Here is a 25,892-nt window from a genome sequence, read left to right on the forward strand (position 1 = left end):
GCGGCGTCAATGACCACGAAGGACTTGGGCAACGGTCGCAACGTTATGGGCGAGGTGCAGCGGATTGATCGTCCCGACAATAGCACTGGCTACGCCAGGCTGGGCAAACAGCAACTCGAAGCTGGCCTGCACCGGATCGACGCCCGGGCTCAGGCAAACGTGACCGCTGGCCAAGGCTTTTTTCACCAGGATGGCCTTGCCGTGAACAGCAGCATAGTCAATGACAGCCTTCTCGTTTTGTTCGTTCAGATTGTAGGTGACCATCGCGCAATCGCCTTGCTCCAGCGCCTTCAACCCGCCTTCGACGGTTTTGCCGGAGAAACCGAAGCCGCGGATCTTGCCTTCAGCCTTGAGCGCCGCGAGCGTCGCGTACACCGCTTCGTGCTCAAGGATGGCGATGTCGTTGCCATCGGAATGCACCAGCACCAGATCGATGAAGTCCGTTTCCAGACGTTGCAGACTGCGTTCCACCGACATCCGGGTGTGCGCTGCGCTGAAGTCGTGGCGAGACTCGCCGTTGGCGAACTCTTCACCGACCTTGCTGACAATCACCCAGTCCTGACGCTGACCCCGCAACAGCGGGCCGAGGCGTTCTTCGCTGCGGCCATAGGCCGGGGCGGTGTCGATCAGATTGATGCCCAAGTCCCGAGAAAGTTTGAGCAGCCTGCGCGCGTCGTCGTCGTCGGGAATCTGGAAGCCGTTGGGGTATTTAACGCCTTGATCACGGCCGAGTTTGACGGTACCCAGGCCCAACGGCGAAACCCTCAGGCCCGTGCTGCCCAATGGGCGGAGCAAGTCGTGCAGGGTTGCAATCGTCATGGCAGCAGTTGCTCCCAGGCCGGAACGCCCATGAGTGGTTTCGGCAGCGGCGGTAATGGCTCGGCGGCTTGCGGCTGGATACCGTCGCGTTGCAGCGAAGCGAACACGCGATCAGCGAAGTCCGGTGCCAGCGCCAGTTTGGTTGGCCAGCCGACCAACAGGCGCCCCTCTTCGGCGAGGAAGGCGTTGTCCGGGCGCGTCAGGCCGGTTTGCAGCGGTTCGGCACGGTCGACGCGCAAGGTCGCCCACTGCGTGGTGCTGAGGTCGATCCACGGCAACAACTGAGCGATTTCTTTTTGCGCCGTGGCGATCTGCTCGGCAGGCTCGCGAGCCACGCCTTCGCTTTCGGCGATGTCGCCACCCATGTACCAGACCCACTGGCCGTCAGCGGCCGGATGGGTTGTCACGGTGATGCGCGGTTTGGTGCCGCCGCCCAGGCAGTGGGCGTACAGCGGTTTCAGGCCCGGGCCTTTGGCGATGATCATGTGCAGCGGACGACGTTGCATGGCCGGTTGGCTCAAGCCCAGGGCGGTGAGCAGTTCAGCGGTACCGGTGCCGGCACTGAGGACGATGCGCTGGGCGCGGATTTCGCGACCGTCGACTTTCAGGCCGACCAGCACACCCGCTTCGAGCAGAGGCTCGATGGTGCGTCCGGCCAACAGGCCATCGCCGGCCAGATCGGCCAGACGCTGGATCAGGCCGGGCACATCCACCACCAGTTCGGCGAGACGATAGACCTTGCCCTTGAAACGCTTGTCTTGCAGGGCGGGTGGCAGTTGTTCACCTTTGACCTGATCGACACGGCCACGCACGGCTTTGCTGGCGAAGAAACTGGTGAGGTTGCCGGCGAGGGTGCCGGGCGACCATAGGTAATGAGCGTCGGACAGCAAGCGCACGCCGGACAGGTCCAGTTCGCCGTTACCGGCCAGCGCTTCACGCCAGCGCCGTGGCATATCGGCGATGGCTTCCGAGGCGCCGGTCAGCGCACCGTGCAGCGCGTATTTGGCGCCGCCGTGGATGATGCCTTGGGATTTCAGGCTCTGCCCACCACCGAGGCTGGCACTTTCCACCAGCACGGTCGAAAAACCCTGACGACGCAGGCGTGCATTCAGCCAGAGGCCGGCGACACCAGCGCCGACAATCAGAACGTCGGTGGAAATAACAGATGGCATGCAGCGACCTCAGAGTTCAAGACGAGGGCGCAGTATACAGACTCGGGAAAGAGGCGGATTTGTCGGTGATCAACAAGGCTGAGGCAAGACCAATGTGGGAGCCTGCTCGCTCCCACAGGGATTGGAGTTGGCGTTAATGGCCGGCGGTTTTCGAGAAGAGCTGGATGACGACGACACCCAGGACAATCAACGCCATCCCCAGCATCGCCGGCAGATCCAGCTTCTGCCCGTAAACGAACAGCGCCGCGACACTGACCATGACGATGCCCATTCCGGCCCAAACGGCGTAAGCGACACCCACCGGCACCGTTCGCACCACCAGCGTCAGCATCCAGAAAGCGATGCTGTAGCCGACAATCACCAGAATCAGTGGCAGGGGTGTGCTGATGCCTTTGACCGCCTTCATCGAAACGGTGGCTATCACTTCGGCGCAAATGGCAATGGCCAGATAGACGTAGGCGTTCATGGTTCAAATCCTCATGGAAAATGTTGCTTGCTGAGGCGGCATTCTAGTGATTCCTCAGATGGGGTAAAGTCATTACCTATCTGTTATTGAGATAGGTTGGTGGATCAGCATGCAGTGGAATCTCGATCAGTTGCGGGTGTTTGTCGACGTCGCTGAGCAGCGCTCGTTCTCCGCCGTGGCGCGGCAGCAACGCAAGGCGCAGTCAGCCATCAGCAGTGCGATTGCCATGCTGGAGGACGACTTGGGTGTCAGCCTGTTCCAGCGTAGCAGCGGGCGTCAACCCAGCCTCACCGAAGCGGGTGAGGCACTGCTTGAAGAGGCGCGGGAAGTGTTGCGCCAATGCGAGCGTCTCAATGGTCGGGCCATGGCGATGATGCGCGGCCAGGAGGCGCAATTACGGGTGGCTCAGGATGAGGCGATGCCGTACCAGGCGCTGCTGGAGAGTTTCGGCGCGTTGGCCGAGCATTTCCCCAGCCTGGAAGTGCAACTGACCAGCGCCGCCCAAGGCGAAGTGGCGCGCAAACTGGTGGAACACCGCGCCGATCTCGGGCTGCTGTTCTATCACGATGAAATCCCCGAGGCACTTGAACGTCGGGTACTGGGGCGCGTGGAGATGGTCACCGTCTGCGGGATCAACCATCCCTTGGCGACGCAGTCCTACGTCACCTGCCAGCAAATGGCGCAACATCGGCAACTGTTGATGTCGACGCAAACCAGTGTTTACCCCGGCAACGACCCGGCCAGCCCGCAAGTGTGGCGTGCCGACAGCTTCTATGTCATGGCCGAGTGGCTGGTGCGCGACCTGGGCTGGGCGTGGTTGCCACGGCATGTCGTGCAGTATTCGGCCTATCAGGGCTTGATGGTCGAGCTCGACAGCGAATGGACGCCGCCGGCGCTGGTGGTCGAACTGGTCTGGCGCCGCGACGAGCCGCTCGGCCCGGCCGCGCGCTGGCTGGCAGAGCGTTTTGCCGTGCACTTGCGGGCCATCGGCGACAAAAGTCGATAAACTCCGCCGCCATGAATAGAACTCTCTACACCGCGCTGTTTTACCTGGGGCTGCCATTGGTGGCGATTCGGCTATGGCTACGGGCGCGAAAAGCGCCGGCGTATGCCAAGCGGATTGGCGAACGTTTCTCTTATGGCATGCCGACGTTGCAACCGGGTGGCATCTGGGTGCACGCGGTGTCGGTGGGCGAAAGTATTGCGGCGGCGCCGATGATTCGCGCCTTGCTGCAACGTTATCCACAGTTGCCAATCACTGTGACCTGCATGACGCCGACCGGATCGGAGCGAATTCAGGTCCTGTTCGCCAACGAGCCGCGCATCCAGCATTGCTACCTGCCGTATGACTTGCCGTGTGCCGCCGCGCGTTTTCTGGAGCGTGCGCAGCCGAAGCTGGCGGTGATCATGGAAACCGAGCTCTGGCCCAATCACATTCATCAGTGCGCCAAACGCGGTATTCCAGTGGCGTTGGCCAACGGGCGATTGTCTGAACGTTCGGCCCGGGGTTACGGCCGCTTCAGCAAGCTGACCGCGCCAATGCTCGCCGAGATGAGTTTTTTTGCCGTGCAGACCGAAGCGGAAGCCCAGCGCTTCCGTGATCTGGGCGCGCGTCCTGAAACGGTCGAAGTGACGGGGTCGATCAAGTTCGACCTGACCATCGACCCGCAACTGCTGCAGCGCGCCGCCCAATTGCGTGGCCAGTGGCAAGCGCTGGAACGTCCGGTGTGGATCGCCGCCAGCACTCACGAAGGCGAAGACGAAGTGGTGCTCAACGCCCATCGTCAGTTACTGGCCAGCTATCCGAATGCACTGTTGATTCTGGTGCCGCGTCATCCGGAGCGTTTCAGCACGGTGTTCGAACTGTGCCAGCACGAAGGCTTCGCCACGGTGCGCCGCTCCACCGACGCTAACGTCGCGGCTGAAACATCGGTGCTGCTCGGCGACACCATGGGCGAGTTGCTGTTTCTCTATGCCTTGGCCGACAGTGCGTTTGTCGGCGGCAGCCTGGTGCCGAACGGTGGGCACAACCTGCTGGAACCGGCCGCCTTGGCGAAACCTGTGATCAGCGGCCCGCACCTGTTCAACTTCCTCGACATCGCCGCGCAGATGCGTGAAGCCGGCGCGTTGGTTGAGGTGGATGATGCCGAAGGGCTGGCAGTGGAAGTGCGGCGCTTGTTCGAACTGCCGCGCGATGCGCAGCGCATGGCTGAGGCGGGGCTGAATGTGATGCGCCGCAATCAGGGGGCGTTGCAGCGTTTGTTGGATGGGTTGGGGCGCTTGATCAAGTAACCCTACACAAAAAAAGATCGCCGCCTGCTCCAGCTCACACCGCAGGCGGCGATTTTTTTAAGGCCGCGCCTTGAGCTGCGCCTCAGCAGCCTTGGCCAGGTCCGGCGGCAGGAAGTCCTTGTCCGGGTTGTAGTCGGCTTTCAGATAGCGCGTCAGGTCCTGCAAGTCACCCGGGTTCAACGTGCCTGCTGCCTGCTTCAAGCGCAGGTTGTCGAGGATGTAGTCGTAGCGGGTGTTGTTGTAGTTGCGCACCGAGGTGTACAGCTGTCGCTGGGCATCGAGCACATCGACGATGTTGCGCGTACCGACTTGATAACCGATTTCCGTGGCTTCCACTGCGCTCTGGTTGGAGATGATCGACTGGCGGCGCGCCTGCACCTGCTCGACATCGGTGTTCACCGCACGGTGCAGGTTGCGAGTGTTCTCGACGACTTGCCGGCGCAGGGATTCGCGCTGTTGTTCGCTCTGATTCAGTTGCTCGTAAGACTGACGCACTTGCGAACTGGTCAGCCCGCCGCTGTAGATCGGGATGTTCAGTTGCAGCCCCAGCGTGCTCTGTTCGACGTTGCCACGGTACGGCGTGCCGAAGGCGTTCGGATTGGAGAACCCGAGGGCGTCGTTGTCACCCTTTTCGTATTTGGCCACGGCGTCGAGGGTCGGCAAGTGACCGGCCTTGCGTTGCTTCAACGTTTCCTCAGCCGAACTGACAGCAAAGTTGCTCGCCAGCAGATTGAGGTTCTGTTTCGCCGCCGTGTCGACCCAGGCCTTGGCGTCGTTCGGCGCTGGCGGCAGGATCGGCAGCGTGTGGACGATGCCTTGAATCGAGTTGTACTGACGGTTGGTCAGGGTGATCAGCGCTTCGAACGCATCATCGACCTGACGCTGGGCGACGATCCGGTTGGCCCGTGCGGTGTCGTAGCTGGCCTGCGATTGCAGCACGTCGGTCTTGTCCGACAGGCCGACATCGAAGCGCTCGTTGGACTGGTCGAGTTGGCGCTTGAACGCTGCTTCTTCCGCTTTGGTCGAGGCCAGGTTGTCCTGACTGCGCAGCACATTGAAGTAGCTTTCGGCCGATTGAAGGATCAGGTTTTGCTCAGTGGCAGACAGTTGCAGCGCCGCCTGTTCGTTGACGTCTTTGGCGGCCTGGTACTGGAACCAGCGATCAGCGCGGAACAAGGGCTGGGCCAGGGTCGCCTGATAGGAATGGGCGCTGCGGCTGGCGGTGGCCGAAGGCTGGTCGATCGAGGTGCGCACGTTGGCGACTTCGGCGCCACCGGACAGGTTCGGCAGCAGCCCGGCGCGGGCCTGCGGTACGACTTCTTTCTGTGCGCCGTACTGGGCGCGAGCGGCGGCGAGGTCGGCATTGTTGTCGACCGCTTCCTGATAGACGCTGACCAGATCGGTTTTGGTCGACAAGGGCGCTTCTGCTGCCCAGGCCATTGCGTTGGACGCACAAGACACGGCAAGAGCCAGTGAAAGTTTGCGCAGCATGAGGCGATCCCTAGCAAATATTATGGAAATAATCCGGGTGTCAAAGGTAAGGCGCGGTCCACGCAGCGTCAAGGCGCAGCATGGCGTAGCGAGTGTAGTTGGGCATTGGGGCTGCAACAATCCTGCAAGCACCGGCAATTGCGCCATTCATCATGGTGTTTGCCGCGGTGTTGGCGTTCTTTGCCGCTTGTGTCTAGACTGGCCGGGTTCTTGTCGGGGTGCCTTGCTATGAGGCTGAGATCGAATAATTTCGGATCCCGTTGAACCTGATCAGGTTAGCGCCTGCGTAGGGAACAAGATTTCTCGTCACCCGGCGAGTCCTCTTGTGCTTCGTCCGGGATATTGTTCGACAATCGAACGCTCGACGACGATGCACAGCACCGGTCCTGGTGCGTCCGTGCCTTTCAGGTTCTGCTCCGACAATCCACTGCCTGGATGCTGTCTGGAGAGCCCGTGATGACGACAAAAGCAAAAAACGCGATCAACCTGAGTGACTCGGCCAAGGTCGACGAGCAATCGGTCAAGCCGTTCACCCGTTCGCAAAAAGTCTACGTTCAGGGCTCGCGCCCGGACATCCGCGTGCCCATGCGCGAAATCACCCTGGACGTGACCCCCACCGACTTCGGCGGCGAAATCAACGCGCCGGTCACTGTGTACGACACCTCCGGTCCGTACACCGATCCGAACGTGGTGATCGACGTGCGTAAAGGTTTGGCCGATGTGCGTTCGGCCTGGATCGACGACCGTGGTGACACCGAGCGCCTGGCCGGCCTGAGCTCCAGCTTCGGTCAGGAGCGCCTCGCCGACCCGGAACTGACCAAGCTGCGTTTCGCTCACGTCAACAACCCGCGCCGCGCCAAGGCCGGGGCCAACGTCAGCCAGATGCACTACGCGCGCAAAGGCATCATCACCGCCGAGATGGAATACGTCGCCATCCGCGAAAACATGAAGCTGCAAGAGGCCCGCGCCGCCGGCCTGTTGAACCAGCAACACGCCGGGCACAGCTTCGGCGCGAGCATCCCGAAAGAAATCACCCCTGAGTTCGTCCGCGAAGAAATCGCCCGTGGTCGCGCAATCATTCCGGCCAACATCAACCACGTCGAACTGGAACCGATGATCATCGGCCGTAACTTCCTGGTGAAGATCAACGGCAACATCGGCAACAGCGCCCTGGGATCGTCCATCGAAGAAGAAGTGGCGAAACTGACCTGGGGCATTCGCTGGGGCTCGGACACCGTGATGGACCTGTCCACTGGCAAACACATTCACGAAACCCGCGAATGGATCATCCGCAACTCGCCGGTGCCGATCGGCACTGTGCCGATCTATCAGGCGCTGGAGAAGGTCAACGGCGTCGCTGAAGACCTGACCTGGGAGTTGTTCCGCGACACGCTGATCGAGCAGGCCGAGCAGGGCGTCGACTACTTCACCATCCACGCCGGTGTGTTGTTGCGCTATGTGCCGCTGACCGCCAAGCGGGTGACCGGCATCGTTTCCCGTGGTGGTTCGATCATGGCCAAGTGGTGCCTGGCGCACCACAAAGAGAACTTCCTCTACACCCACTTCGACGAAATCTGCGAAATCATGAAGGCCTACGACGTCAGCTTCTCGCTGGGCGACGGCCTGCGTCCGGGCTCGATTGCCGACGCCAACGACGAAGCGCAATTCGGCGAACTGGAAACCCTCGGCGAGCTGACCAAGATCGCCTGGAAGCACGATGTGCAATGCATGATCGAAGGCCCCGGTCATGTGCCGATGCAACTGATCAAAGAGAACATGGACAAGCAGCTCGAGTGCTGCGACGAGGCGCCGTTCTACACCCTCGGCCCGCTGACCACCGACATCGCGCCAGGTTACGACCACATCACCTCGGGCATCGGTGCGGCGATGATCGGCTGGTTCGGTTGCGCGATGCTGTGCTACGTGACGCCCAAAGAGCACTTGGGCTTGCCGAACAAGGATGACGTGAAGACCGGGATCATCACCTACAAGATCGCCGCGCATGCCGCCGACCTTGCCAAGGGCCATCCGGGCGCGCAGATCCGCGACAACGCTCTGAGCAAGGCGCGATTCGAATTCCGTTGGGAAGACCAGTTCAACCTCGGTCTGGACCCGGACACCGCCCGTTCGTATCACGATGAAACGCTGCCGAAGGACTCGGCGAAGGTCGCGCACTTCTGCTCGATGTGCGGGCCGAAATTCTGCTCGATGAAGATCACTCAGGAAGTCCGTGAGTACGCGGCCAACCAGCGTATCGAAGCGGTCGACGTGGATGTCGCCCGAGGCCTGGCGGAACAGGCCGAGCGGTTCAAGAAGGAAGGCAGTCAGCTGTACAAGAAGGTTTGATCTGACCTGAGATTTTCGGTGCCTGTACTGGCCTCTTCGCGAGCAAGCCCGCTCCCACATTTGAATCCAGTTGTTCACAGAACTTGTGTTCACAGGAGATCCGGTGTGGGAGCGGGCTTGCTCGCGAAGGCGTCAGAACAGGCGCCAGGGGTCTCAATGACAAAAATATTCCTCCGAGATACCACCCTTGAGCATTCAACCCAGCACTTACTCCCCTGACCTTGCCGTACCCGCCGAAAAGCGTGTATTCGGCGGTCGCGATCTGTTTTCCCTGTGGTTTTCCTTAGGCATCGGCCTGATGGTGTTGCAGACCGGCGCATTGCTCGCGCCGGGTCTGGGCCTGTCGGGTTCGCTGCTGGCCATTTTCCTTGGCACGCTGGTCGGCGTTCTGCTGCTGGCCGCTGTTGGCGTGATCGGCAGCGACACCGGCCTGTCGTCGATGGCCGCGCTGAAACTCAGCCTCGGTAACAAAGGCGCCAGCCTGCCGGCGCTGCTCAATTTGCTGCAACTGATCGGTTGGGGCTCATTCGAAATCATCGTCATGCGCGACGCCGCCAGCCTGCTCGGCACCCGTGCGTTCAGCGAAGGTTCGCTGGGGTCGAATCCGGTGTTGTGGACGCTGGTTTTCGGCGCTCTGGCGACATTGCTTGCGGTCAGCGGGCCGCTGACGTTCGTGCGCAAGGTTCTGCGTAAGTGGGGCATTTGGCTGCTGTTGGCCGCATGCCTCTGGCTGACCTGGAACCTGTTCGCCAAGGCCGATCTGGCTGCTCTCTGGGCGCGTGCCGGCGATGGTTCGATGCCGTTCGCCGTGGGCTTCGACATTGCCATCGCCATGCCGCTGTCGTGGTTGCCGCTGATTGCCGACTACTCGCGTTTCGGCAAACGGGCCAAGAGCGTTTTCGGCGGCACCGCCATCGGTTTCTTCGTCGGCAATTTCTGGCTGATGAGCCTGGGCGTCGCTTACACATTGGCGTTCGCGCCGAGTGGAGAAGTCAACGCGCTGTTGCTGGCCCTGGCTGGCGCCGGTCTGGGGATTCCGTTGTTGCTGATTTTGCTGGACGAGTCGGAAAACGCGTTCGCCGACATTCACTCGGCCGCGGTGTCCAGCGGGATTCTGTTGCGCTTGAAAGTCGAGCATCTGGCCTTGGCCATCGGCGCGATCTGCACGCTGATCGCACTGCTGGCGCCATTGGCGCAATACCAGAATTTCCTGCTGCTGATCGGCTCGGTGTTTGCGCCGCTGTTCGGCGTGGTGCTGGTGGATCACTTCATCTTGCGCAAGCGCAGCACTCGGGTTGCGTCAGCCGCATTGCGCTGGCCGGCGCTGTTGGCCTGGCTCGGTGGTGTGAGCACCTATCACTTGCTGGCGAATCTGTACCCGGATGTCGGCGCAACCCTGCCAGCGCTGGTGCTGGCAGGGCTGCTGCAACTCGTGCTCGGCCGGGCTTTCAGTTACGGCCGGGGAACAGCTCAGGCTTGAGAATGCCGTTCAGGCGCGGATAAGGGATCTTCAGTTCGACGTGACCCAGCGCGTAAGGCGCGATGGTGCTCACGTCGTACTTGAGGATTACGCCACCGTAGGTCAGCGCCACGTTCGGGGTTTTCTTGAACGGCCAGCTCGAAACGAATTCCGCTTCCTGATCGAGCTTGGTGCTGATCAGCCAACTGTTGTGTGCCACCTGCGCAGCCTTCCAGAACGCGTCTTCCTGACCTGGCATCAGCATGTCCGACAGGTTCAGCACTTTGTGCTGCTGGCGCGAATAGTTGATGAAACCGCGACCCGGTGTGCCATGGGCGCCGCCGGTGTCGAGGTAGCTCGACAATTCGATGATCACCAAGCCGTCATGCTGCTCGCGTACTTTGGCTTGCAGATAACTGCTGTTGCGTGGGCCGGCAGTATTCAAGAACTGCTCGCGGTAGGCCGCCAGGGTTGGCGCCACCGATGGGTTCTGTTCGGTGCGGGTCATTTGCAGCAGGCGTTTTTCGATGATGCCGTCCAGGGCAGGCTCTGCCGCGAAATGTACGGTATCGATATTCACCAGCGGGCAGTCGGGGCTGGAACACCCAGGCTTGAGCTGTTCCGACGCATCGCGGGTGGTTTGCAGGGGCGTGCGGTAGTTGGGCTGGAACAGGCTCGCGCACGCGCCCAGGGTCAGGGCGATGGCGGCCACGGAGGCAATTTTGAAAAGCGACATGGGCGTCCTTTCTGAAACAGGGGAAGGCAAAAAGATATCCGCTTCGACTCTCACCGAAGCAGTCAGTTCGCCACTAAGCTAATTAGAGTGGGTTTCGCCTTCACCGTCCATCCCGCTGACGGTAAAGGGGCTGCATCAAACGATGCGGGCGCGTTAGGATGGCGCGAAGTCGAGGTTGCAAGTCACAAAAAGGAACCTCGTAATGGATTTGCAGTAAAGAGGATGCTCATGACTGACTTTGCCAACGCCATTCCAACCGCCGTCGATATCGTGCGGCGCGAAAAATGCTACGAGGGCTTTTACAAGCTCGACCGTTTGCACCTGCGCCATGAATTGTTCGCGGGTGGCATGAGCCGCGAAATCAACCGCGAAGTGTTCGTACGTCACGATGCCGTCTGCATGCTGCCTTACGATCCGCAGCGCGACGAAGTGGTGCTGATCGAGCAATTTCGCGTCGGCGCCATGGGCAAGGCCAGCAACCCTTGGCTGGTTGAGTTGGTCGCTGGTCTGATCGACAAGGACGAGCAACCGGAAGAAGTTGCTCACCGCGAGGCGCAGGAGGAAGCTGGGCTGGACATCAAGGCCCTGTGGCCGATGACCAAGTATTTCCCGTCGCCGGGCGGCAGCAACGAGTTTGTGCATTTGTATCTGGGGCGTTGCGAAACCGCAGGTGTGGGCGGCCTGCATGGGCTGGAGGAAGAGGCCGAAGATATCCGCGTCACGGTCTGGGCGTTTGAAGATGCCTTGCAGGCTGTACGCGATGGACGTATTGCCAATGCGGCGAGCATCATCGCTCTGCAATGGCTGGCGCTGAACCGTGCCGAAGTGAGGGGGTTATGGTTGTAAACAAGCTGCGCGATCGTTATCGAGTCGACCTCGTGGGGCTGCAAGCCGCCTGCGAGGCCAACTACGCGCGCCTGATGCGACTGGTGCCGGACATGCGTAACGACCCGGAGGCGCGACGCATCGCCGTGACTCAGGGCGAGCAGATGCTCGGCGTGCTGGCCCTTGAAGTGCTGCAAACCTGTCCTTACACCACTACGTTGCAGGTGCGTCAGGAACACAGCCTGCCGTGGCTGCCGGTGCCGCAACTGGAAGTGCAGGTCTATCACGACGCGCGCATGGCCGAGGTCATCAGCGCCGAACATGCACGACGCTTTCGCGGCATCTATCCTTACCCGAACGCCGCGATGCATCAGCCGGATGAAAAGGCTCAACTCAATCTGTTTCTGGGGGAGTGGTTGAGTCATTGCCTGGCCTTGGGGCATGAGTACGAAGTCGTACGCTAGTTGTGAACTGCGTCCGGTTCACAGGTTTCCCCTTTCAGTGATCCCCCAGCATAATTGCGGCACTCAACCGATTCCGTGCTTTTGCCCTGGGAGAACGCCTTGCCGAGCGTATCCGCATTGACCACCGCCGATCCGGCGCTGCTGGTGCAGTTATCCGACAGTCATCTGTTCGCCGAGGCGGATGGCACGCTGGTGGGTATGAACACCCGCGAGAGCCTGCAGAAGGTCATCGAACAGGTGCACAGGCAGCAACCGCGGATCGACCTGATTCTGGCCACCGGGGATATTTCCCAGGACGGCACGCTGGAGTCGTATCAACAGTTTCGCCAGATGACCGCGCAGATCGATGCGCCAGCGCGCTGGATTCCCGGCAATCACGATGAGCCGCAGATCATGGCGCAGGCCGCGGTACAAAGTGCGTTGCTGGAGTCAGTGGTCGATGTCGGCAACTGGCGCGTGACCTTGCTCGACTCGGCGGTGCCGGGTTCTGTGCCCGGTTACCTGCAGGACGATCAATTGCAGTTGCTCGCCCGCTCGTTGAGTGAGGCACCGGAACGCCATCATCTGGTGTGTTTCCACCATCATCCGGTGCCAGTGGGGTGTGCCTGGGCGGAGCCGATCGGTTTGCGCAATCCCGAGGCGTTTTTCGAGGTGCTGGATCGTTTTCCACAGGCGCGTGCGGTGCTGTGGGGGCATGTGCATCAGGAAGTCGACCGAGAGCGCAACGGCGTGCGGCTGATGGCTTCCCCGTCGACCTGCATTCAGTTCGAGCCAAACAGTGAAGACTTCAAGGTCGGGGACCAGGCGCCGGGGTATCGCTGGTTGCGGTTGTTGCCAGACGGGCGGCTGGAGACTGGCGTCGAGCGGGTCACGGATTTCGCCTTCACTGTCGATTACGGTTCAAACGGTTACTGAGGCCGCACCGAAGGCATCCTTACAAACACCCACGATCCCCTCGACTCCCTGTAAACTCCGCTATCTTTCGCCGACACTCAGGGAGCTCAAATGTCCGGTTCGATCCTCTATATCCACGGTTTCAACAGCGCGCCGGCCTCGAAAAAGGCCTGTGAGCTGGTCGCGGTGATGGAGCGGCTGGGTTTGAGCGGGCAACTGCAGGTTCCGGCCTTGCATCACCATCCGCACCAAGCCATCGGTCAGTTGGAGCAAGCGATTGCCGAGCTGGGCCGGCCGCTGCTGGTGGGAAGCTCACTCGGCGGCTACTATGCGACTCACCTGGCCGAGCACCATGGCCTGAAAGCGTTGCTGGTCAACCCGGCCGTCAGTCCGCATCGGATGTTCGACGGCTATCTGGGAACGCAGAAAAACCTGTATACCGATGAAACCTGGGAATTGACCCACGACCATGTGACGGCCCTGGCCGAGCTGGAAGTGCCGGCGCCCCAGGATGCGCAGCGGTATCAGGTGTGGTTGCAGACCGGCGACGAAACACTGGATTATCGCCTCGCCCAGCACTATTACCGGGCCTGCGCCTTGCGCATTCAGGCCGGCGGCGACCATGGTTTCCAGTGTTTTGCCGGGCAATTGCCAGCCTTGTTGAGTTTTGCCGGCATTGGCGCCGATGTGTATCAGGCAATCGATTTCACCGCACTGTGAAGTCTTGCCCCTCTTTCATGAATGACTGACGACGAGACCCTATGGCCACTCCCAGCGCTAGTTCTTATAACGCCGACGCCATCGAAGTCCTCTCGGGCCTCGACCCGGTGCGCAAACGCCCCGGCATGTACACCGACACCAGTCGGCCGAACCACCTCGCCCAGGAAGTCATCGACAACAGTGTCGACGAAGCCCTCGCCGGCCACGCCAAATCGGTGCAGGTGATCCTGCACGCCGATCACTCGCTGGAAGTCAGCGACGACGGTCGTGGCATGCCGGTCGACGTCCACCCGGAAGAGGGTGTTTCAGGTGTCGAACTGATCCTCACCAAGCTCCATGCGGGCGGCAAGTTTTCCAACAAGAACTACCAATTCTCCGGCGGTCTGCACGGGGTGGGTATTTCCGTGGTCAACGCCTTGTCGACCGAAGTCCGGGTTCGCGTCAAGCGTGACGGCAACGAATACCAGATGACCTTCAACGACGGCTTCAAGGCCTCGGAACTGGAAATCGTCGGTACCGTCGGCAAGCGCAATACCGGCACCAGCGTGTACTTCGCGCCGGACCCGAAATACTTCGATTCACCGAAATTTTCCATCAGCCGCCTCAAGCACGTCCTCAAGGCCAAGGCCGTTCTGTGCCCGGGGCTGCTGGTCAGTTTTGAAGACAAAGGCACCGGCGAGAAAGTCGAGTGGCATTACGAGGACGGCCTGCGCTCCTATCTGGTCGACGCGGTCAGCGAATTTGAACGCCTGCCGGACGAGCCGTTCTGCGGCGCTTTCGCCGGTAATAAAGAAGCGGTCGACTGGGCCCTGCTGTGGTTGCCCGAAGGTGGCGACGCGGTGCAGGAAAGCTACGTCAACCTGATCCCGACGGCGCAGGGCGGTACCCACGTCAATGGTTTGCGTCAGGGCTTGCTTGATGCGATGCGCGAGTTCTGCGAATTCCGCAGCCTGCTGCCGCGCGGTGTGAAACTGGCGCCGGAAGACGTCTGGGAGCGCATCGCCTTCGTGCTGTCGATGAAGATGCAGGAGCCGCAATTCTCCGGCCAGACCAAAGAGCGTCTGTCATCGCGTGAAGCGGCGGCGTTCGTTTCCGGTGTGGTCAAGGATGCTTTCAGCCTGTGGCTTAACGCCAACCCGGAAACCGGTCTGGCGTTGGCCGAACTGGCGATCAACAACGCCGGCCGTCGTCTCAAGGCCAGCAAAAAGGTCGAGCGCAAGCGCGTCACTCAGGGGCCGGCACTGCCGGGCAAACTCGCTGACTGCGCCGGGCAGGACCCGATGCGTTCCGAACTGTTCCTGGTCGAAGGTGATTCCGCCGGCGGTTCCGCCAAGCAAGCCCGGGACAAAGAGTTTCAGGCGATCCTGCCGTTGCGCGGCAAGATCCTCAACACCTGGGAAGTCGACGGCAGCGAAGTGCTCGCCAGCCAGGAAGTGCACAACATCGCCGTGGCCATCGGTGTCGATCCGGGCGCGGCGGACATGAGCCAGTTGCGCTACGGCAAGATCTGCATCCTCGCCGACGCCGACTCTGACGGCCTGCACATCGCAACCTTGCTCTGCGCGTTGTTCGTCCAGCATTTCCGCCCGTTGGTGGATGCCGGTCACGTCTACGTCGCGATGCCGCCGCTGTACCGTATCGACCTCGGCAAAGAGATCTACTACGCCCTCGACGAAGCCGAACGTGATGGGATTCTAGACCGTCTGGTGGCCGAGAAAAAACGCGGCAAACCACAGGTCACCCGATTCAAAGGTCTGGGTGAAATGAACCCGCCGCAGTTGCGTGAAACCACCATGGACCCCAACACCCGGCGTCTGGTGCAACTGACGCTGGGCGAAGATTTCGCCCAGACCTCGGAAATGATGGACATGCTGCTGGCGAAGAAACGCGCCGGTGATCGCAAGGCTTGGCTCGAATCCAAAGGCAACCTCGCCGAGGTGCTGGCCTGATGCGGTTTGGCTGGGCCTTGGCGGGTGCGTTGCTGCTGAGTGCGATGAGCGTGTCGGCCGAGCCGTTGCAGGAGTTGCGCGTGCTTTCCGAGCACCCGGTCGACGGCATGCGCGGCGGTAACCTGTCGGGGCTGGCGATGTGTGGCAGCGAGTTGTGGACGGTGTCGGACCGCGATGACGACCAGATTTATCGGCTCAATACCGCCGATCAGGTCTGGCAGGCCGAAGCCTTGCACATCGACGTGCCCGAAGTGCCGGAGACCGGTTTACCGTGGGGGTTGCGCTCGCGCAATTGGGCCGCGTCGTTCGTGCGCGGTGGCGATCTGGATTTCGAAGGCATCACCTGCGACAGCGCTGGCAATCGCTACATCGTCAGCGAAGGCCATGCAGCGGTATTGCAGGTGCCCCTCAATGGCCCGGCCAACTGGCTGAAAATCTCGCCGATGATGGTTCGCGAAGCGCGGGCCAGCGGCATGCTCCTGCATTTCAATGCGATATTCGAAGGCCTGGCGATCAACCCGGCAGGCGATCAGATGTGGCTGGCGGCCGAACGGCAAAGCCGTGGCTTGCTCAAGATCAAGCGCCAGCAGACGGTGTGGGATTGCGACGGTCGTTGCGTGCTGCTCAGCGAGAGTGGCAAGGAGATGCAGCCGCCGCAGTTCCCGGATGCCAAAGCGGTCGATCGGGACTTTTCCGACCTTTCGTTGTTCAACGGCAAACTGTTTACCCTTGAACGCAACGCCTTCCAGATATGTCGTCGCGATGCGCAAACAGCCAAGGTCGAGCGTTGCTGGTCGTATGCGGCCGAACTGTTGCAGGCCAACCGCCAATACTCACAGAGCTACGGGCTGGAAGAGGCACTGATCGTTGATGCTGAGGGTGCGTGGATCGGCGTCGACAATAATTTTGGCCCACGTGCCGACGGTGAGGTTCGGCCGGTCGTCTGGCGGTTCGCCGCACCTGACGGTGGCTGGAGCGCCAAGCCTTGAGCCAGCAACCACCGGGCAAGCGCGCCGGGCGGGTGCTGATGATCCTGGCCTGGTGCGCTGCGCTTTTTCTGGCCACGCGGTTTTTCGGCCAGTGGGAACAACGCCAGCAGAATCCGAACGTGGTGGTGAGTTCGCAGCAGGGCGAAGGTTATATCGAAGTGAAGCTGGCCGGTAACGCCCAGGGGCATTTTGTCGCCAGCGGCCAGATCAACGGCGAGCCGGTTGAATTCCTGCTCGACACCGGCGCAACCGATGTGGCGATCCCGGCGGATCTGGCCGAGCGTTTGAAGCTGCAAGAGGGTTTTGGTGTGACCCTGAGCACGGCCAATGGCCTGAGCCAGGGCTATCGTACAAAAATTGACCGCCTGCAACTGGGCGACATCGTGCTGCGGGACGTCCGCGCACTGGTGGCGCCAGGCTTGCAGGGTGATCAGGTGCTGCTCGGGATGAGCGCCCTGAACAAACTTGAATTTACTCAGCGCGGTGGCACCATGCTGCTGCGCCAGACAACGAAACGATGAGGCCCGCATGAGCGACATCCTTGCAGACAGCTTAGACGGCGTAGAGCGCCGCTCGCTGGCTGACTTCACCGAAAGTGCCTACCTCAACTACTCCATGTACGTGATTATGGACCGTGCCTTGCCGCATATCGGCGATGGCCTGAAACCGGTGCAGCGTCGCATCATTTATGCGATGAGCGAACTGGGGCTGGACGCTGACTCCAAACACAAGAAATCGGCGCGTACCGTCGGTGACGTACTCGGTAAATTCCACCCCCACGGCGACTCGGCGTGCTACGAAGCGATGGTGCTGATGGCTCAGCCGTTCAGCTATCGCTACACGCTGGTCGACGGCCAGGGTAACTGGGGTGCGCCGGATGATCCCAAGTCCTTCGCGGCCATGCGTTACACCGAGGCTCGCCTGTCGCGTTATTCCGAAGTGCTGCTCAGCGAACTGGGCCAGGGCACCGCGGACTGGGGGCCGAACTTCGACGGCACCCTGCAGGAACCGCTGGTATTGCCAGCGCGTCTGCCGAACATTCTGCTCAACGGTACCACCGGCATCGCCGTGGGCATGGCCACCGACGTACCGCCGCACAACCTGCGCGAAGTCGCCACGGCGTGCGTGCGCTTGCTTGATGAGCCCAAAGCCACGGTCGAGCAACTCTGTGAACACATCCAGGGCCCGGACTATCCGACCGAAGCGGAAATCATCACGCCGCGCGCCGACCTGCTGAAAATGTACGAAACCGGCAAGGGCTCGGTGCGCATGCGCGCCGTGTACCACGTCGAGGACGGCGACATCATCGTCACCGCGCTGCCGCATCAGGTCTCCGGGGCCAAAGTGCTGGAGCAGATCGCCGCGCTGATGCAGGCCAAACCGTCGAAAGCGCCGCAGATCGCCGACCTGCGCGACGAATCCGACCACGAAAATCCGTGCCGCATCGTGATTATCCCGGTCAACAGCCGCGTCGATCACGAAGCGCTGATGCAGCACCTGTTCGCCAGCACCGAGCTGGAGTCGACCTACCGGGTCAACGTCAACATCATCGGCCTGGACGGCAAGCCACAGCTCAAAAACCTGCGCGCCTTGCTGGTCGAATGGCTGGAGTTCCGCGTGCAGACCGTGCGTCGCCGCTTGCAATTTCGCCTCGACAAGGTCGAGCGTCGTCTGCACCTGTTGGACGGTTTGCTGATTGCCTACCTCAATCTGGATGAAGTGATCCACATCATCCGTACCGAGGAACACCCCAAAGCCAAGCTGATCGAGCGCTTCGCCCTCAGCGAGATTCAAGCCGACTACATCCTCGACACCCGTCTGCGTCAATTGGCGCGACTGGAAGAAATGAAGTTGCGCGACGAGCAGGACGAACTGCTCAAGGAACAAGCCAAGCTGCAAGCGCTGCTGGGCAGCGAAGCCAAGTTGAAGAAACTGGTGCGCACCGAGCTGATCAAGGACGCCGAAACCTATGGCGACGACCGCCGCTCGCCAATCGTGGAGCGCGCCGAAGCCAAGGCGTTGACCGAGCACGATCTGCTGCCGAACGAGAAAGTAACAGTCGTGTTGTCGGAAAAAGGCTGGATCCGTTCGGCCAAAGGTCATGACATCGACGCCACTGGCCTTTCGTACAAGGCAGGCGACGGCTTCAAGACCTCGGCAGCGGGACGCTCCAACCAGTTTGCGGTGTTTATCGACTCCACCGGCCGCAGCTATTCGGTCGCCGCGCACACGTTGCCGTCGGCGCGTGGCCAGGGCGAGCCGTTGACCGGCCGTCTGACGCCGCCACCGGGCGCATCGTTCGAATGCGTGATGATGCCGGAAGACGACGCGCTGTACGTGATCGCTTCCGACGCCGGTTACGGATTCGTGGTCAAAGGCGAAGACCTGCAAGCCAAGAACAAGGCCGGTAAAGCCCTGTTGAGCCTGCCGAACAACGCCAAAGTGATCGCACCGCGTCCGGTGACCGATCGTGAACAGAACTGGCTGGCCTCGGTCACGACCGAAGGTCGCCTGCTGATTTTCAAAATCAGCGATCTGCCACAATTAGGTAAGGGCAAGGGCAACAAGATCATCGGTATTTCCGGTGAGCGCGTGGCCAGTCGCGAAGAATATGTCACGGACATCGCCGTGCTTGCGGAAGGCGCAACGCTGGTGTTGCAGGCCGGAAAACGGACTCTGTCGCTCAAAGCCGACGACCTCGAACACTACAAAGGCGAGCGTGGTCGCCGTGGCAATAAACTGCCGCGTGGCTTCCAGCGAGTCGATGCACTGCTCGTCGAAAACCTCAATTAGGCGTCCCAGAGCGCTCGATCTACGATTTAACGCGTAGATCGACGCTTTGGCGCTGGAGTCGGAACGCATATTCACGGATGATATGGCCTTTCAAGCGCCGGCGTGGCCGAGCGTTCTTCATATTTATTGAGTATTTTCACTGTGGTCAGCCGAGTGGCGGCCACCTGGACGGGATGATGACTGCTCTGCGCCCCCTTATTTTCCTGCTCGCCGGCGTTCTTGGCCTGGCGGGTTGCAGCGTACACCAGCCGGTGTCGCTGTATCAGCTGGACAGCGGAAGTCCGGTTCAGCCTGCGCAAAGCGCAGGCATGGCGGTTTTGTTGGGCCCTGTAGTCGTCGCCGACTACCTGCAACGTGAAACCCTGCTGCAACGTCAACCGGACGGCAGTCTGCAAGCGGCGACCGATGGTCGTTGGGCCGGCAGCCTTTCGTCGGATATCGACCAGTTGCTGCTGCGTCAGGTTGCCGGTCATCTGGACAGCCAGCGCGTGGTATTGGCGCCGGCCACTCAGGGCTTCACCCCGGATGTGCAGGTATTGCTGACCATCACGCGTCTGGACTCCGGCGAGAAACAACCGGCGATTCTCGATGCGCAATGGCGATTGATCGACCGTCGTGGAAAGGTGCGCGATAACCGTATCGTCCACCTGCAAGAACTGCACGCCGGTAGCACGGCTTCGCAGGTTCAGGCACAGGGGATTCTGTTGCAGCGGTTGGCCGATCAACTGTCGGTGGCGCTCAAACCGCTGGCCAATCAGCCGCCGGTGGTCGAGGCGCAGCGTAAACCGGCACCGAAACCGGCAGCGCCTTCGGAAGCCGACAAGCAGCCGAAGATCCCGATGGCTTCGCCGATTCGCACCGATATGGAAGTGTTCCGCTTCTAAGTCTGGTTTGAGTCAAGACAAAGCCCGCCTTGTGCGGGCTTTGTTGTGTCTGCTGTCTGGCGATTTGTGGTCAGGCGTCTAGCCCCTTCGCGAGCAAGCCCGCCCCCACAAGGGTTCTGGTGTTTGCGGTTCCCCTGTGGGAGCGGGCTTGCTCGCGAAGGGGTCGGATCAGGCTACGAAAAAGCCCGCAGACAATCACTCATCTGCGGGCTCCTTTACAGCGGGGTCAGACCTCAGGCCCGGCGCTCATGCATCCGCGCCAGTTGCCGCTCCAGCATCGATGGATAAGGCTCCATCAACCGCTCGACACAGCACGCCCCCTCGGGACTGGCGATCGGGCGAATCCGTGCACGCTGACGGATTAGCGCGTCATCACTGATCTTGCGTTCAACCAGCAGCAAATTGCGGCTGTGCTGTGACAAGGCCAGCGCGTCCTGGGCCGAATCGGTGAGCAGCAGATCAATCTGGCTCAGGCCGAACAACTCATCACCCAGGGTCAGGCCCAGTTGCAATTGCAGGGTAATGCCACTGTCCGCGACTTCAATCTGCAACTGATGGCCCAGCGCTCGCAGTAACTCGCCGCAACAGATCGCGTTGGTCAGGTAGTCGTCGCCACTGTCCTCGGTGTGGAACAGCATCAGCGTGCTGCCATCGTTCAGGGTTTCGATCTCGCCTTGATACAGCGAAGCGGCTTGATCGAGGCAATCGCGGTAGCGCTTTTGCAACTCTTCCAGACGGGTCCGAGGCAAACGGCGCAGTTGCTCCTGCGAGCCCAGTTGCACGGCCAGTACTGCCGTGTGCTGAGGCACGCTTGGCGTGGCCTGGCGAATCGGCGGTTGCGCGGTTTCATTCAAGGACTCGTCACGCAGGTCGGCGAAGGCGTCGTCGTCCTCATCGTCTTCGACGGTGCTGACCACCCGGCGTGCCGCAGGCTTTTGCGCGGCCATCGGCCGGCTCTCGTCGAAGCTCGGGTCGCGCAGGTTACGCACTTCGAACTCGGTCTCGTCGTCTTCGAACTCGGGCTCCGGTTCTGGCTCGGGTTCAACAGGCTCGGGGGCATAGTTGGCGTGTAACTGACGGGCCAGATCGCCGATCTCGTCCTGACGCTCGATGCCCGGGGTGTACTCATCGATCCGGCGCAGCCATACGCGCAGTTGCAGGAGCGGCGTGGAGATGTGCCGACCCAGCCGCAGGCTCAGGGCCAACGACAGCGCCAACAGAATCGCACTCAAGATGCCCATGCTCTGCAGGCTGATGGTCATCGGCTGCTGGAACTGATCCATGTCCAGGCTGATGCGCAGCTGCCCGGCGGTCACGTCCTGAAAAGTGATCTTGCTTTCGTACATGCCTTCGGCTTCGCCCAGCAGGCTGTGCTTGGGGCGCTGACCGGACTCGGCGAGGATGCGGTTATCCACGCTGTAAATGGCGGCGTGGGCCACCAGTTTGTTTTTGGTCAGATTATTGAGCAGTACGTTGAGGCTGAGGATGTCGTTGGACACCAGCAACTCCGTGGCGGAGGTGGCGGTCTGCGTGGTCAGGCTTTCGCCCAGCGCATCGGCCTGCTCGTGCATGGCCTGCTTGAATTGCAAACCCATCACGCCGGCATAGATCACCAGGGCCAGAGCGACCAGGATCACGTTATGGCTGGCAATGCGCAATGCAATCGGTACACGGCGGTGGCGCAGTGCACGGAAGATCAGCAGGAAGAAGTTATCGGTTTTAACTGGCGTGGGCCGGTTCACTGAGCTCGGCTCTTTTGTCCGTGAAGTTGACGCGCAGTATAGCGACAGGCCCTAGACCGGCAAAGCGCTCGCGGTGCCCGATGGTCACTGAAAGTGGGTAGAATGCAGTTTTTTTCCAGTTGCGGGGGTGCGCGTTGCGCGAAATCGTCCTGATTAACATCACGGGAGTCGACCGTCCGGGTCTGACGGCGGCCATTACCGGTGTTCTGGCCCAGGGTGGTGTGAACATTCTCGACATCGGTCAGGCGGTGATCCACGACACCCTGTCGTTTGGCATCCTGGTTGAAATTCCCGATTCCTTGCAAGGCAAGTCGGTGCTCAAGGACATCCTGTTCAAGGGCTACGAGCTTGATCAGCAAGTGCGCTTCACCCCAGTGTCCGAAGAGGATTACCAGCAATGGGTGGGCAATCAGGGCAAGAAACGCCACATCGTCACCCTGTTGACGCGCAAAGTGACGGCTGGCCAATTGCAGGCCGTCAGTTCGATCACCGCCAAATACGGCCTGAACATCGATCACATCGACCGTCTGTCGGGTCGCATGCCGCTCGACACCCCGGCCGACCAGGGCAAGGGCTGCATCGAGTTCTCCGTGCGGGGCGAAGCGGCTGATCCGCAGGCGCTGCGTGCCGAGTTCCTCAGCGTCGCGCAGGAACTGAACGTCGACATCGCCTTCCAGGAAGATTCGCTGTTCCGTCGCAACCGTCGCCTGGCGGTGTTCGACATGGACTCGACGCTGATCGAAGCCGAAGTCATCGATGAACTGGCCAAGGCGGCCGGAGTTGGCGAGCAGGTTTCGCACATCACCGAGCGTGCCATGGCGGGCGAACTGGATTTTCGCGCCAGCTTCAAAGAGCGTCTGGCGCTGCTCAAAGGCCTCGACGTCAGCGTGCTGGACTCGATCGGTGCTTCGCTGCGCCTGACCGAGGGAGCCGAAACCCTGTTCGCCGAACTCAAGCGTCTGGGTTACAAGACCGCAATCCTGTCGGGCGGCTTCACCTATTTCGCCAAGCAATTGCAGGCCAAACTCGGTATCGACTATGTGTTCGCCAACGAACTGGAAGTGGTCGACGGTAAGTGCACAGGCGTGGCGATCGAGCCGATTGTCGATGCGCAACGCAAGGCTGACCTGTTGAAAGAACTGGCGCACAAGGAAGGTTTGCGTCTGGAGCAGACCATTGCGGTCGGCGACGGCGCCAATGACCTGCCGATGCTGGCCATTGCCGGGTTGGGCGTGGCGTTTCGCGCCAAGCCGTTGGTCAAGCAGTCGGCGAAGCAGGCGATCTCCACCCTTGGGCTCGATGGCGTGCTGTATCTGCTGGGCTTCCGGGATCGCGACGGGCAGCTCTGACTCTCCAGGGCCTGCGTCGGACTCTTCGCAAACAAACCCGCTCCCACTTTGGAATGCATTTCAAGTGTGGGAGCGGGCTTGCTCGCGAAGGGCGCAACCCGGTCTAAAGCGACTTCCACAACGAATCGAAATCCTCTTCGCTCCCGCTCTGCGACGCCGCCTCCAGCGAGCGATAGGCAAACTGATTGAAACTGTGCGTACTCGCCACCCGTCGATCCAGCCCGGCGGGGTGCTCCTCGCCCAGGGTGTTGATCAGCACCTTACTGCCTTCCTGAAAGGGTAAACGCGGCGCCAGCAAGGTGGCCGGCAAGTCGATCGAGCTGATCTGCGGCAGTAGCAATCCCCGTAAATAGTGGCTGTGATCGTCCCGCGAGCGCACCAGTTGCAAACCGCACGGTTGTGCATGGGGCGCCACCAGTTCAATGCCCATCTGCGTGCCGCTGCCGCGCACCTGCCGGATCCAGCGAATGACCGCGATGCTCCAGCCCTGATTCGTGCTGTCCTGAATCCCGAGCATTTCCCCGGTCTGTAGCTCGACGGGGACTTCTTTCGGCCAGCCCAGGCAATAACCACCGGGACTGTGATTGATCACAGGCAGAGCATACGTCGGATAGTGTGGCGTGCTGTCGGTGCTGCTGTCGTCCTCCACCAACTGGTCGTACTGAATTTCTTCGTAGGGCAGAAACTCATCGGCCTTGCTTTGCGGCGCGGCGTCGAACGCCTGGCTCCAACTGTCCTTTTCACCTTGAGTCACGGCGCTGCTGAAGTTTGCCGCGCGTGCGCCGGGGAGCTTGAGCAGTTCGCTGAACGTGCGTTCACCACCCAAATAGAAGTGCAGGGCGCTCATGCCCACGCACACGGTCAGGCTGCCTTGGCCCACGGTGCGCTGAAAACTGCGCTCGGCCGCCTGGCCCCAGGTCGCATGCAAGTGTTGCAGGGTGTCGAAGCTCAGCCCGGCAGGGACGGGCAGCGGCGTCGACGTGTCCTGGCGCTGCAGAAATGCCTCGATGACATTCACCAGCGGCTGCGGATCGAAGCCGAGCAGTGCATTTTTCTGCTCACTGCGGAACATGTTGCGATAGCGCGGCCCGGCATCGAGTTCGGCGCTGATCGCAAACAAACCCTCGTCCGGGCTACCGGGATGCAGTTTGAGCAAAGCACTCCACGGCTCGATCACTTCTGCCAGCCGGGCAATCTGGTTCTGTCGCAGTTGATTGCAGCGGGCGCAGCCCAATAGCAGGGCGGCGATGTAAGTCTGTTCCAGGCTCAACTCGGTGCTCAGGCTGGCGAGATCGTCATGCACCTGGCGCTGTTGCAACTGCAATTGACAGGCTATTCGATAGAGCTGATGCAGCTCGAACCACAGATGCTCCGGCGGCGAGCTGTACAACTGCGCGGCGCGCACCCCTTGAGCTTTAAGTGCATGGGCTGCCCGTTGCAGGGTCTGGCTGACAAGTGCTGCGCGATCCTTGCTGTACTTCGGCGCAATGCGCAACACGATCTGTTTGTAGCCGATGGCCAGATGACCTTGTAGCGCCTGACACAGGTTGCTGATCTTGCGCGAGCGCTCCTCGAGCATGATCGCCTGATGCAGGAAGTGCCGCTCCAGATGCTGGCAGACGAAGTACACCTCAGGGCGCAGCAGCTCCAGCAGTTGCAGGCGATTGTCACTGGGGGTGAGCAACAGATTGAGTTCGCCCAGGCCTTGATACAACAGGCGGGCGGTTTCGCCGATGTTGGCTTTGGGCAGGTCGGCGATCCAGCGTTTGAGATCGCGCGGGGTGTGTTCACAGAACGACAGGCGCGTTTGCGTTGGCGTCGGGGCGCGTAATGTCGGTTGGAATTGAGGCTCACTCATGCCATGACCAGCTCCGGAAACGAATGGGGCAATGCACAAAACTCTAGCAGCTGTGGCCGGGTTCGCGGGTTCCTGTGGGGTTTTTTACCGTTTGTCTGCTTGCTCGTTGCCATGCCGTAGGCGCAACTAGGCTCTTAGGCGTGCGATCGGATACGCACGGTCGTACGGCCTGTTGCCAATAGCGGGCAGGTCTCTTCATAACTTCAAGGAGATGAGGTTCATGTCTAAATATGTAGTGGCAAATCAGTGGGGCGGCAGTTCGGCCCCTTGGCATCCAGGTGGAGATTGGGTGCTGGGCGCGCGGGACAACCAGAACGTCGTGGCCATCGAGATCAAGTCCGGTGACGACGGCAAAACGTTCACCGGCACCATGACCTACGCCGGTGAAGGGCCCATTGGCTTCAAGGCGCAACGCACAGGCCAGAACCAGTACAACGTCGAGAATCAGTGGGGTGGCAACGATGCCCCGTGGCATCCGGGCGGCAAGTGGGTCATTGGCGGACGGGACAATCAGAACGTTGTCGCGTTGAGCGTCACTTCCAATGATGGAGGGAAAAACCTCAGTGGCACCAATACCTATGCCAACGAAGGGCCAATCGGCTTTCGTGGGCAAATAGAGTAACGGTCCCCGCGAGTCGTATCCG

The 25,892-nt window shown here is 61.0% G+C and carries 22 protein-coding genes and 1 riboswitch; of the genes, 15 read left to right on the forward strand and 7 right to left on the reverse strand.

Features of this window, described 5'->3' with window-relative positions; translation table 11 throughout:
- Positions 1–6: 6 nt before the first annotated feature.
- The 3 genes from AACY02_RS13070 to AACY02_RS13080 all read right to left on the reverse strand — a co-directional run bounded on the left by AACY02_RS13070 (position 7) and on the right by AACY02_RS13080 (position 2,457).
- Positions 7–819, reverse strand: coding sequence for an aldo/keto reductase (locus tag AACY02_RS13070; RefSeq protein WP_339432289.1), 813 nt, complete (start codon positions 817–819; stop codon positions 7–9).
- Entirely contained in the window at positions 816–1,991 is a 1,176-nt protein-coding gene (locus AACY02_RS13075) for an NAD(P)/FAD-dependent oxidoreductase (RefSeq protein ID WP_339432290.1), read from the reverse strand. The genes AACY02_RS13070 and AACY02_RS13075 overlap by 4 nt, the downstream gene beginning before the upstream one ends.
- A 133-nt stretch (positions 1,992–2,124) precedes the next feature.
- Positions 2,125–2,457, reverse strand: a complete 333-nt coding sequence (locus tag AACY02_RS13080) for a DMT family transporter (RefSeq protein ID WP_221731228.1) — start codon at positions 2,455–2,457, stop codon at positions 2,125–2,127.
- Between the two features lie 109 nt (positions 2,458–2,566).
- Between AACY02_RS13080 and AACY02_RS13085 the strand changes: the two genes are divergently transcribed.
- Both AACY02_RS13085 and waaA read left to right on the forward strand, forming a co-directional pair.
- Entirely contained in the window at positions 2,567–3,463 is an 897-nt protein-coding gene (locus AACY02_RS13085) for a LysR family transcriptional regulator (protein ID WP_339432291.1), read from the forward strand.
- 11 nt (positions 3,464–3,474) lie between these two features.
- Positions 3,475–4,749, forward strand: a complete 1,275-nt coding sequence (gene waaA, locus AACY02_RS13090) for a lipid IV(A) 3-deoxy-D-manno-octulosonic acid transferase (protein ID WP_339432292.1) — start codon at positions 3,475–3,477, stop codon at positions 4,747–4,749.
- 57 nt (positions 4,750–4,806) lie between these two features.
- Here the strand turns inward: waaA and AACY02_RS13095 are convergent, their stop codons facing one another.
- Positions 4,807–6,240: a TolC family outer membrane protein gene (locus AACY02_RS13095; RefSeq protein WP_339432293.1), complete on the reverse strand. Its 1,434-nt coding sequence runs from the start codon at positions 6,238–6,240 to the stop codon at positions 4,807–4,809.
- Positions 6,241–6,444: 204 nt separating this feature from the next.
- A riboswitch (TPP riboswitch) is annotated at positions 6,445–6,550 on the forward strand.
- Between the two features lie 146 nt (positions 6,551–6,696).
- Here AACY02_RS13095 and thiC point away from each other — a divergent pair.
- Together thiC and cytX are read left to right on the forward strand one after the other, a co-directional pair.
- The gene (thiC, locus tag AACY02_RS13100; protein ID WP_339432294.1) at positions 6,697–8,586 is read left to right on the forward strand and encodes a phosphomethylpyrimidine synthase ThiC; all 1,890 of its coding nucleotides are present in this window, start codon (positions 6,697–6,699) and stop codon (positions 8,584–8,586) included.
- A 187-nt stretch (positions 8,587–8,773) separates the two neighbouring features.
- Positions 8,774–10,066: a putative hydroxymethylpyrimidine transporter CytX gene (gene cytX, locus AACY02_RS13105; protein ID WP_339432295.1), complete on the forward strand. Its 1,293-nt coding sequence runs from the start codon at positions 8,774–8,776 to the stop codon at positions 10,064–10,066.
- On the opposite strand, the gene AACY02_RS13110 is transcribed toward cytX, so the two are convergent.
- The gene (locus AACY02_RS13110; RefSeq protein ID WP_339432296.1) at positions 10,035–10,781 is read right to left on the reverse strand and encodes an RsiV family protein; all 747 of its coding nucleotides are present in this window, start codon (positions 10,779–10,781) and stop codon (positions 10,035–10,037) included. The genes cytX and AACY02_RS13110 overlap by 32 nt on opposite strands.
- 228 nt (positions 10,782–11,009) lie before the next feature.
- Between AACY02_RS13110 and AACY02_RS13115 the strand changes: the two genes are divergently transcribed.
- The 9 genes from AACY02_RS13115 (at position 11,010) to AACY02_RS13155 (ending at position 20,299) form a co-directional block, all read left to right on the forward strand.
- The gene (locus AACY02_RS13115; RefSeq protein ID WP_339432297.1) at positions 11,010–11,627 is read left to right on the forward strand and encodes an NUDIX domain-containing protein; all 618 of its coding nucleotides are present in this window, start codon (positions 11,010–11,012) and stop codon (positions 11,625–11,627) included.
- On the forward strand, positions 11,618–12,070 hold the full coding sequence (locus AACY02_RS13120) for a DUF1249 domain-containing protein (RefSeq protein WP_221731220.1): 453 nt from the start codon (positions 11,618–11,620) through the stop codon (positions 12,068–12,070). The genes AACY02_RS13115 and AACY02_RS13120 overlap by 10 nt, the downstream gene beginning before the upstream one ends.
- A gap of 99 nt (positions 12,071–12,169) precedes the next feature.
- Positions 12,170–12,985: a 3',5'-cyclic-AMP phosphodiesterase gene (cpdA, locus tag AACY02_RS13125; protein ID WP_339432298.1), complete on the forward strand. Its 816-nt coding sequence runs from the start codon at positions 12,170–12,172 to the stop codon at positions 12,983–12,985.
- Positions 12,986–13,075: 90 nt separating this feature from the next.
- Positions 13,076–13,684, forward strand: a complete 609-nt coding sequence (locus AACY02_RS13130) for a YqiA/YcfP family alpha/beta fold hydrolase (RefSeq protein ID WP_339432299.1) — start codon at positions 13,076–13,078, stop codon at positions 13,682–13,684.
- Positions 13,685–13,725: 41 nt separating this feature from the next.
- A complete protein-coding gene (gene parE, locus AACY02_RS13135) occupies positions 13,726–15,633 on the forward strand; it encodes a DNA topoisomerase IV subunit B (protein ID WP_339432300.1) in 1,908 nt (635 codons plus the stop codon).
- The gene (locus AACY02_RS13140; RefSeq protein ID WP_339432301.1) at positions 15,633–16,622 is read left to right on the forward strand and encodes an esterase-like activity of phytase family protein; all 990 of its coding nucleotides are present in this window, start codon (positions 15,633–15,635) and stop codon (positions 16,620–16,622) included. The genes parE and AACY02_RS13140 overlap by 1 nt, the downstream gene beginning before the upstream one ends.
- Positions 16,619–17,143 (forward strand): retropepsin-like aspartic protease family protein, encoded by a 525-nt coding sequence (locus tag AACY02_RS13145; protein WP_339432302.1) that lies wholly within the window; start codon positions 16,619–16,621, stop codon positions 17,141–17,143. Before AACY02_RS13140 ends, AACY02_RS13145 begins: the two co-directional genes overlap by 4 nt.
- A gap of 7 nt (positions 17,144–17,150) precedes the next feature.
- Positions 17,151–19,415: a DNA topoisomerase IV subunit A gene (parC, locus tag AACY02_RS13150; protein ID WP_339432303.1), complete on the forward strand. Its 2,265-nt coding sequence runs from the start codon at positions 17,151–17,153 to the stop codon at positions 19,413–19,415.
- Positions 19,416–19,591: 176 nt separating this feature from the next.
- Positions 19,592–20,299 carry a PqiC family protein gene (locus AACY02_RS13155; RefSeq protein WP_339432304.1) on the forward strand — a complete coding sequence of 236 codons (708 nt, stop codon included), beginning with the start codon at positions 19,592–19,594 and terminating at the stop codon, positions 20,297–20,299.
- A 233-nt stretch (positions 20,300–20,532) separates the two neighbouring features.
- Here the strand turns inward: AACY02_RS13155 and AACY02_RS13160 are convergent, their stop codons facing one another.
- Positions 20,533–22,041, reverse strand: a complete 1,509-nt coding sequence (locus AACY02_RS13160; protein WP_339432305.1) for an AhpA/YtjB family protein — start codon at positions 22,039–22,041, stop codon at positions 20,533–20,535.
- A gap of 134 nt (positions 22,042–22,175) precedes the next feature.
- On the opposite strand from AACY02_RS13160, the gene serB reads away from it, so the two are divergent.
- Positions 22,176–23,390, forward strand: coding sequence for a phosphoserine phosphatase SerB (gene serB / locus AACY02_RS13165; RefSeq protein WP_339432306.1), 1,215 nt, complete (start codon positions 22,176–22,178; stop codon positions 23,388–23,390).
- A 103-nt stretch (positions 23,391–23,493) separates the two neighbouring features.
- On the opposite strand, the gene AACY02_RS13170 is transcribed toward serB, so the two are convergent.
- The gene (locus AACY02_RS13170) at positions 23,494–25,248 is read right to left on the reverse strand and encodes a molecular chaperone (protein ID WP_339432307.1); all 1,755 of its coding nucleotides are present in this window, start codon (positions 25,246–25,248) and stop codon (positions 23,494–23,496) included.
- 220 nt (positions 25,249–25,468) lie between these two features.
- Between AACY02_RS13170 and AACY02_RS13175 the strand changes: the two genes are divergently transcribed.
- A complete protein-coding gene (locus tag AACY02_RS13175) occupies positions 25,469–25,870 on the forward strand; it encodes a lectin OAA family protein (protein WP_221731209.1) in 402 nt (133 codons plus the stop codon).
- Positions 25,871–25,892 lie beyond the last annotated feature (22 nt).

The organism is Pseudomonas sp. EA_65y_Pfl2_P78 (genome assembly GCF_963970495.1).
GTDB classification, from domain to species: domain Bacteria; phylum Pseudomonadota; class Gammaproteobacteria; order Pseudomonadales; family Pseudomonadaceae; genus Aquipseudomonas; species Aquipseudomonas baetica_A.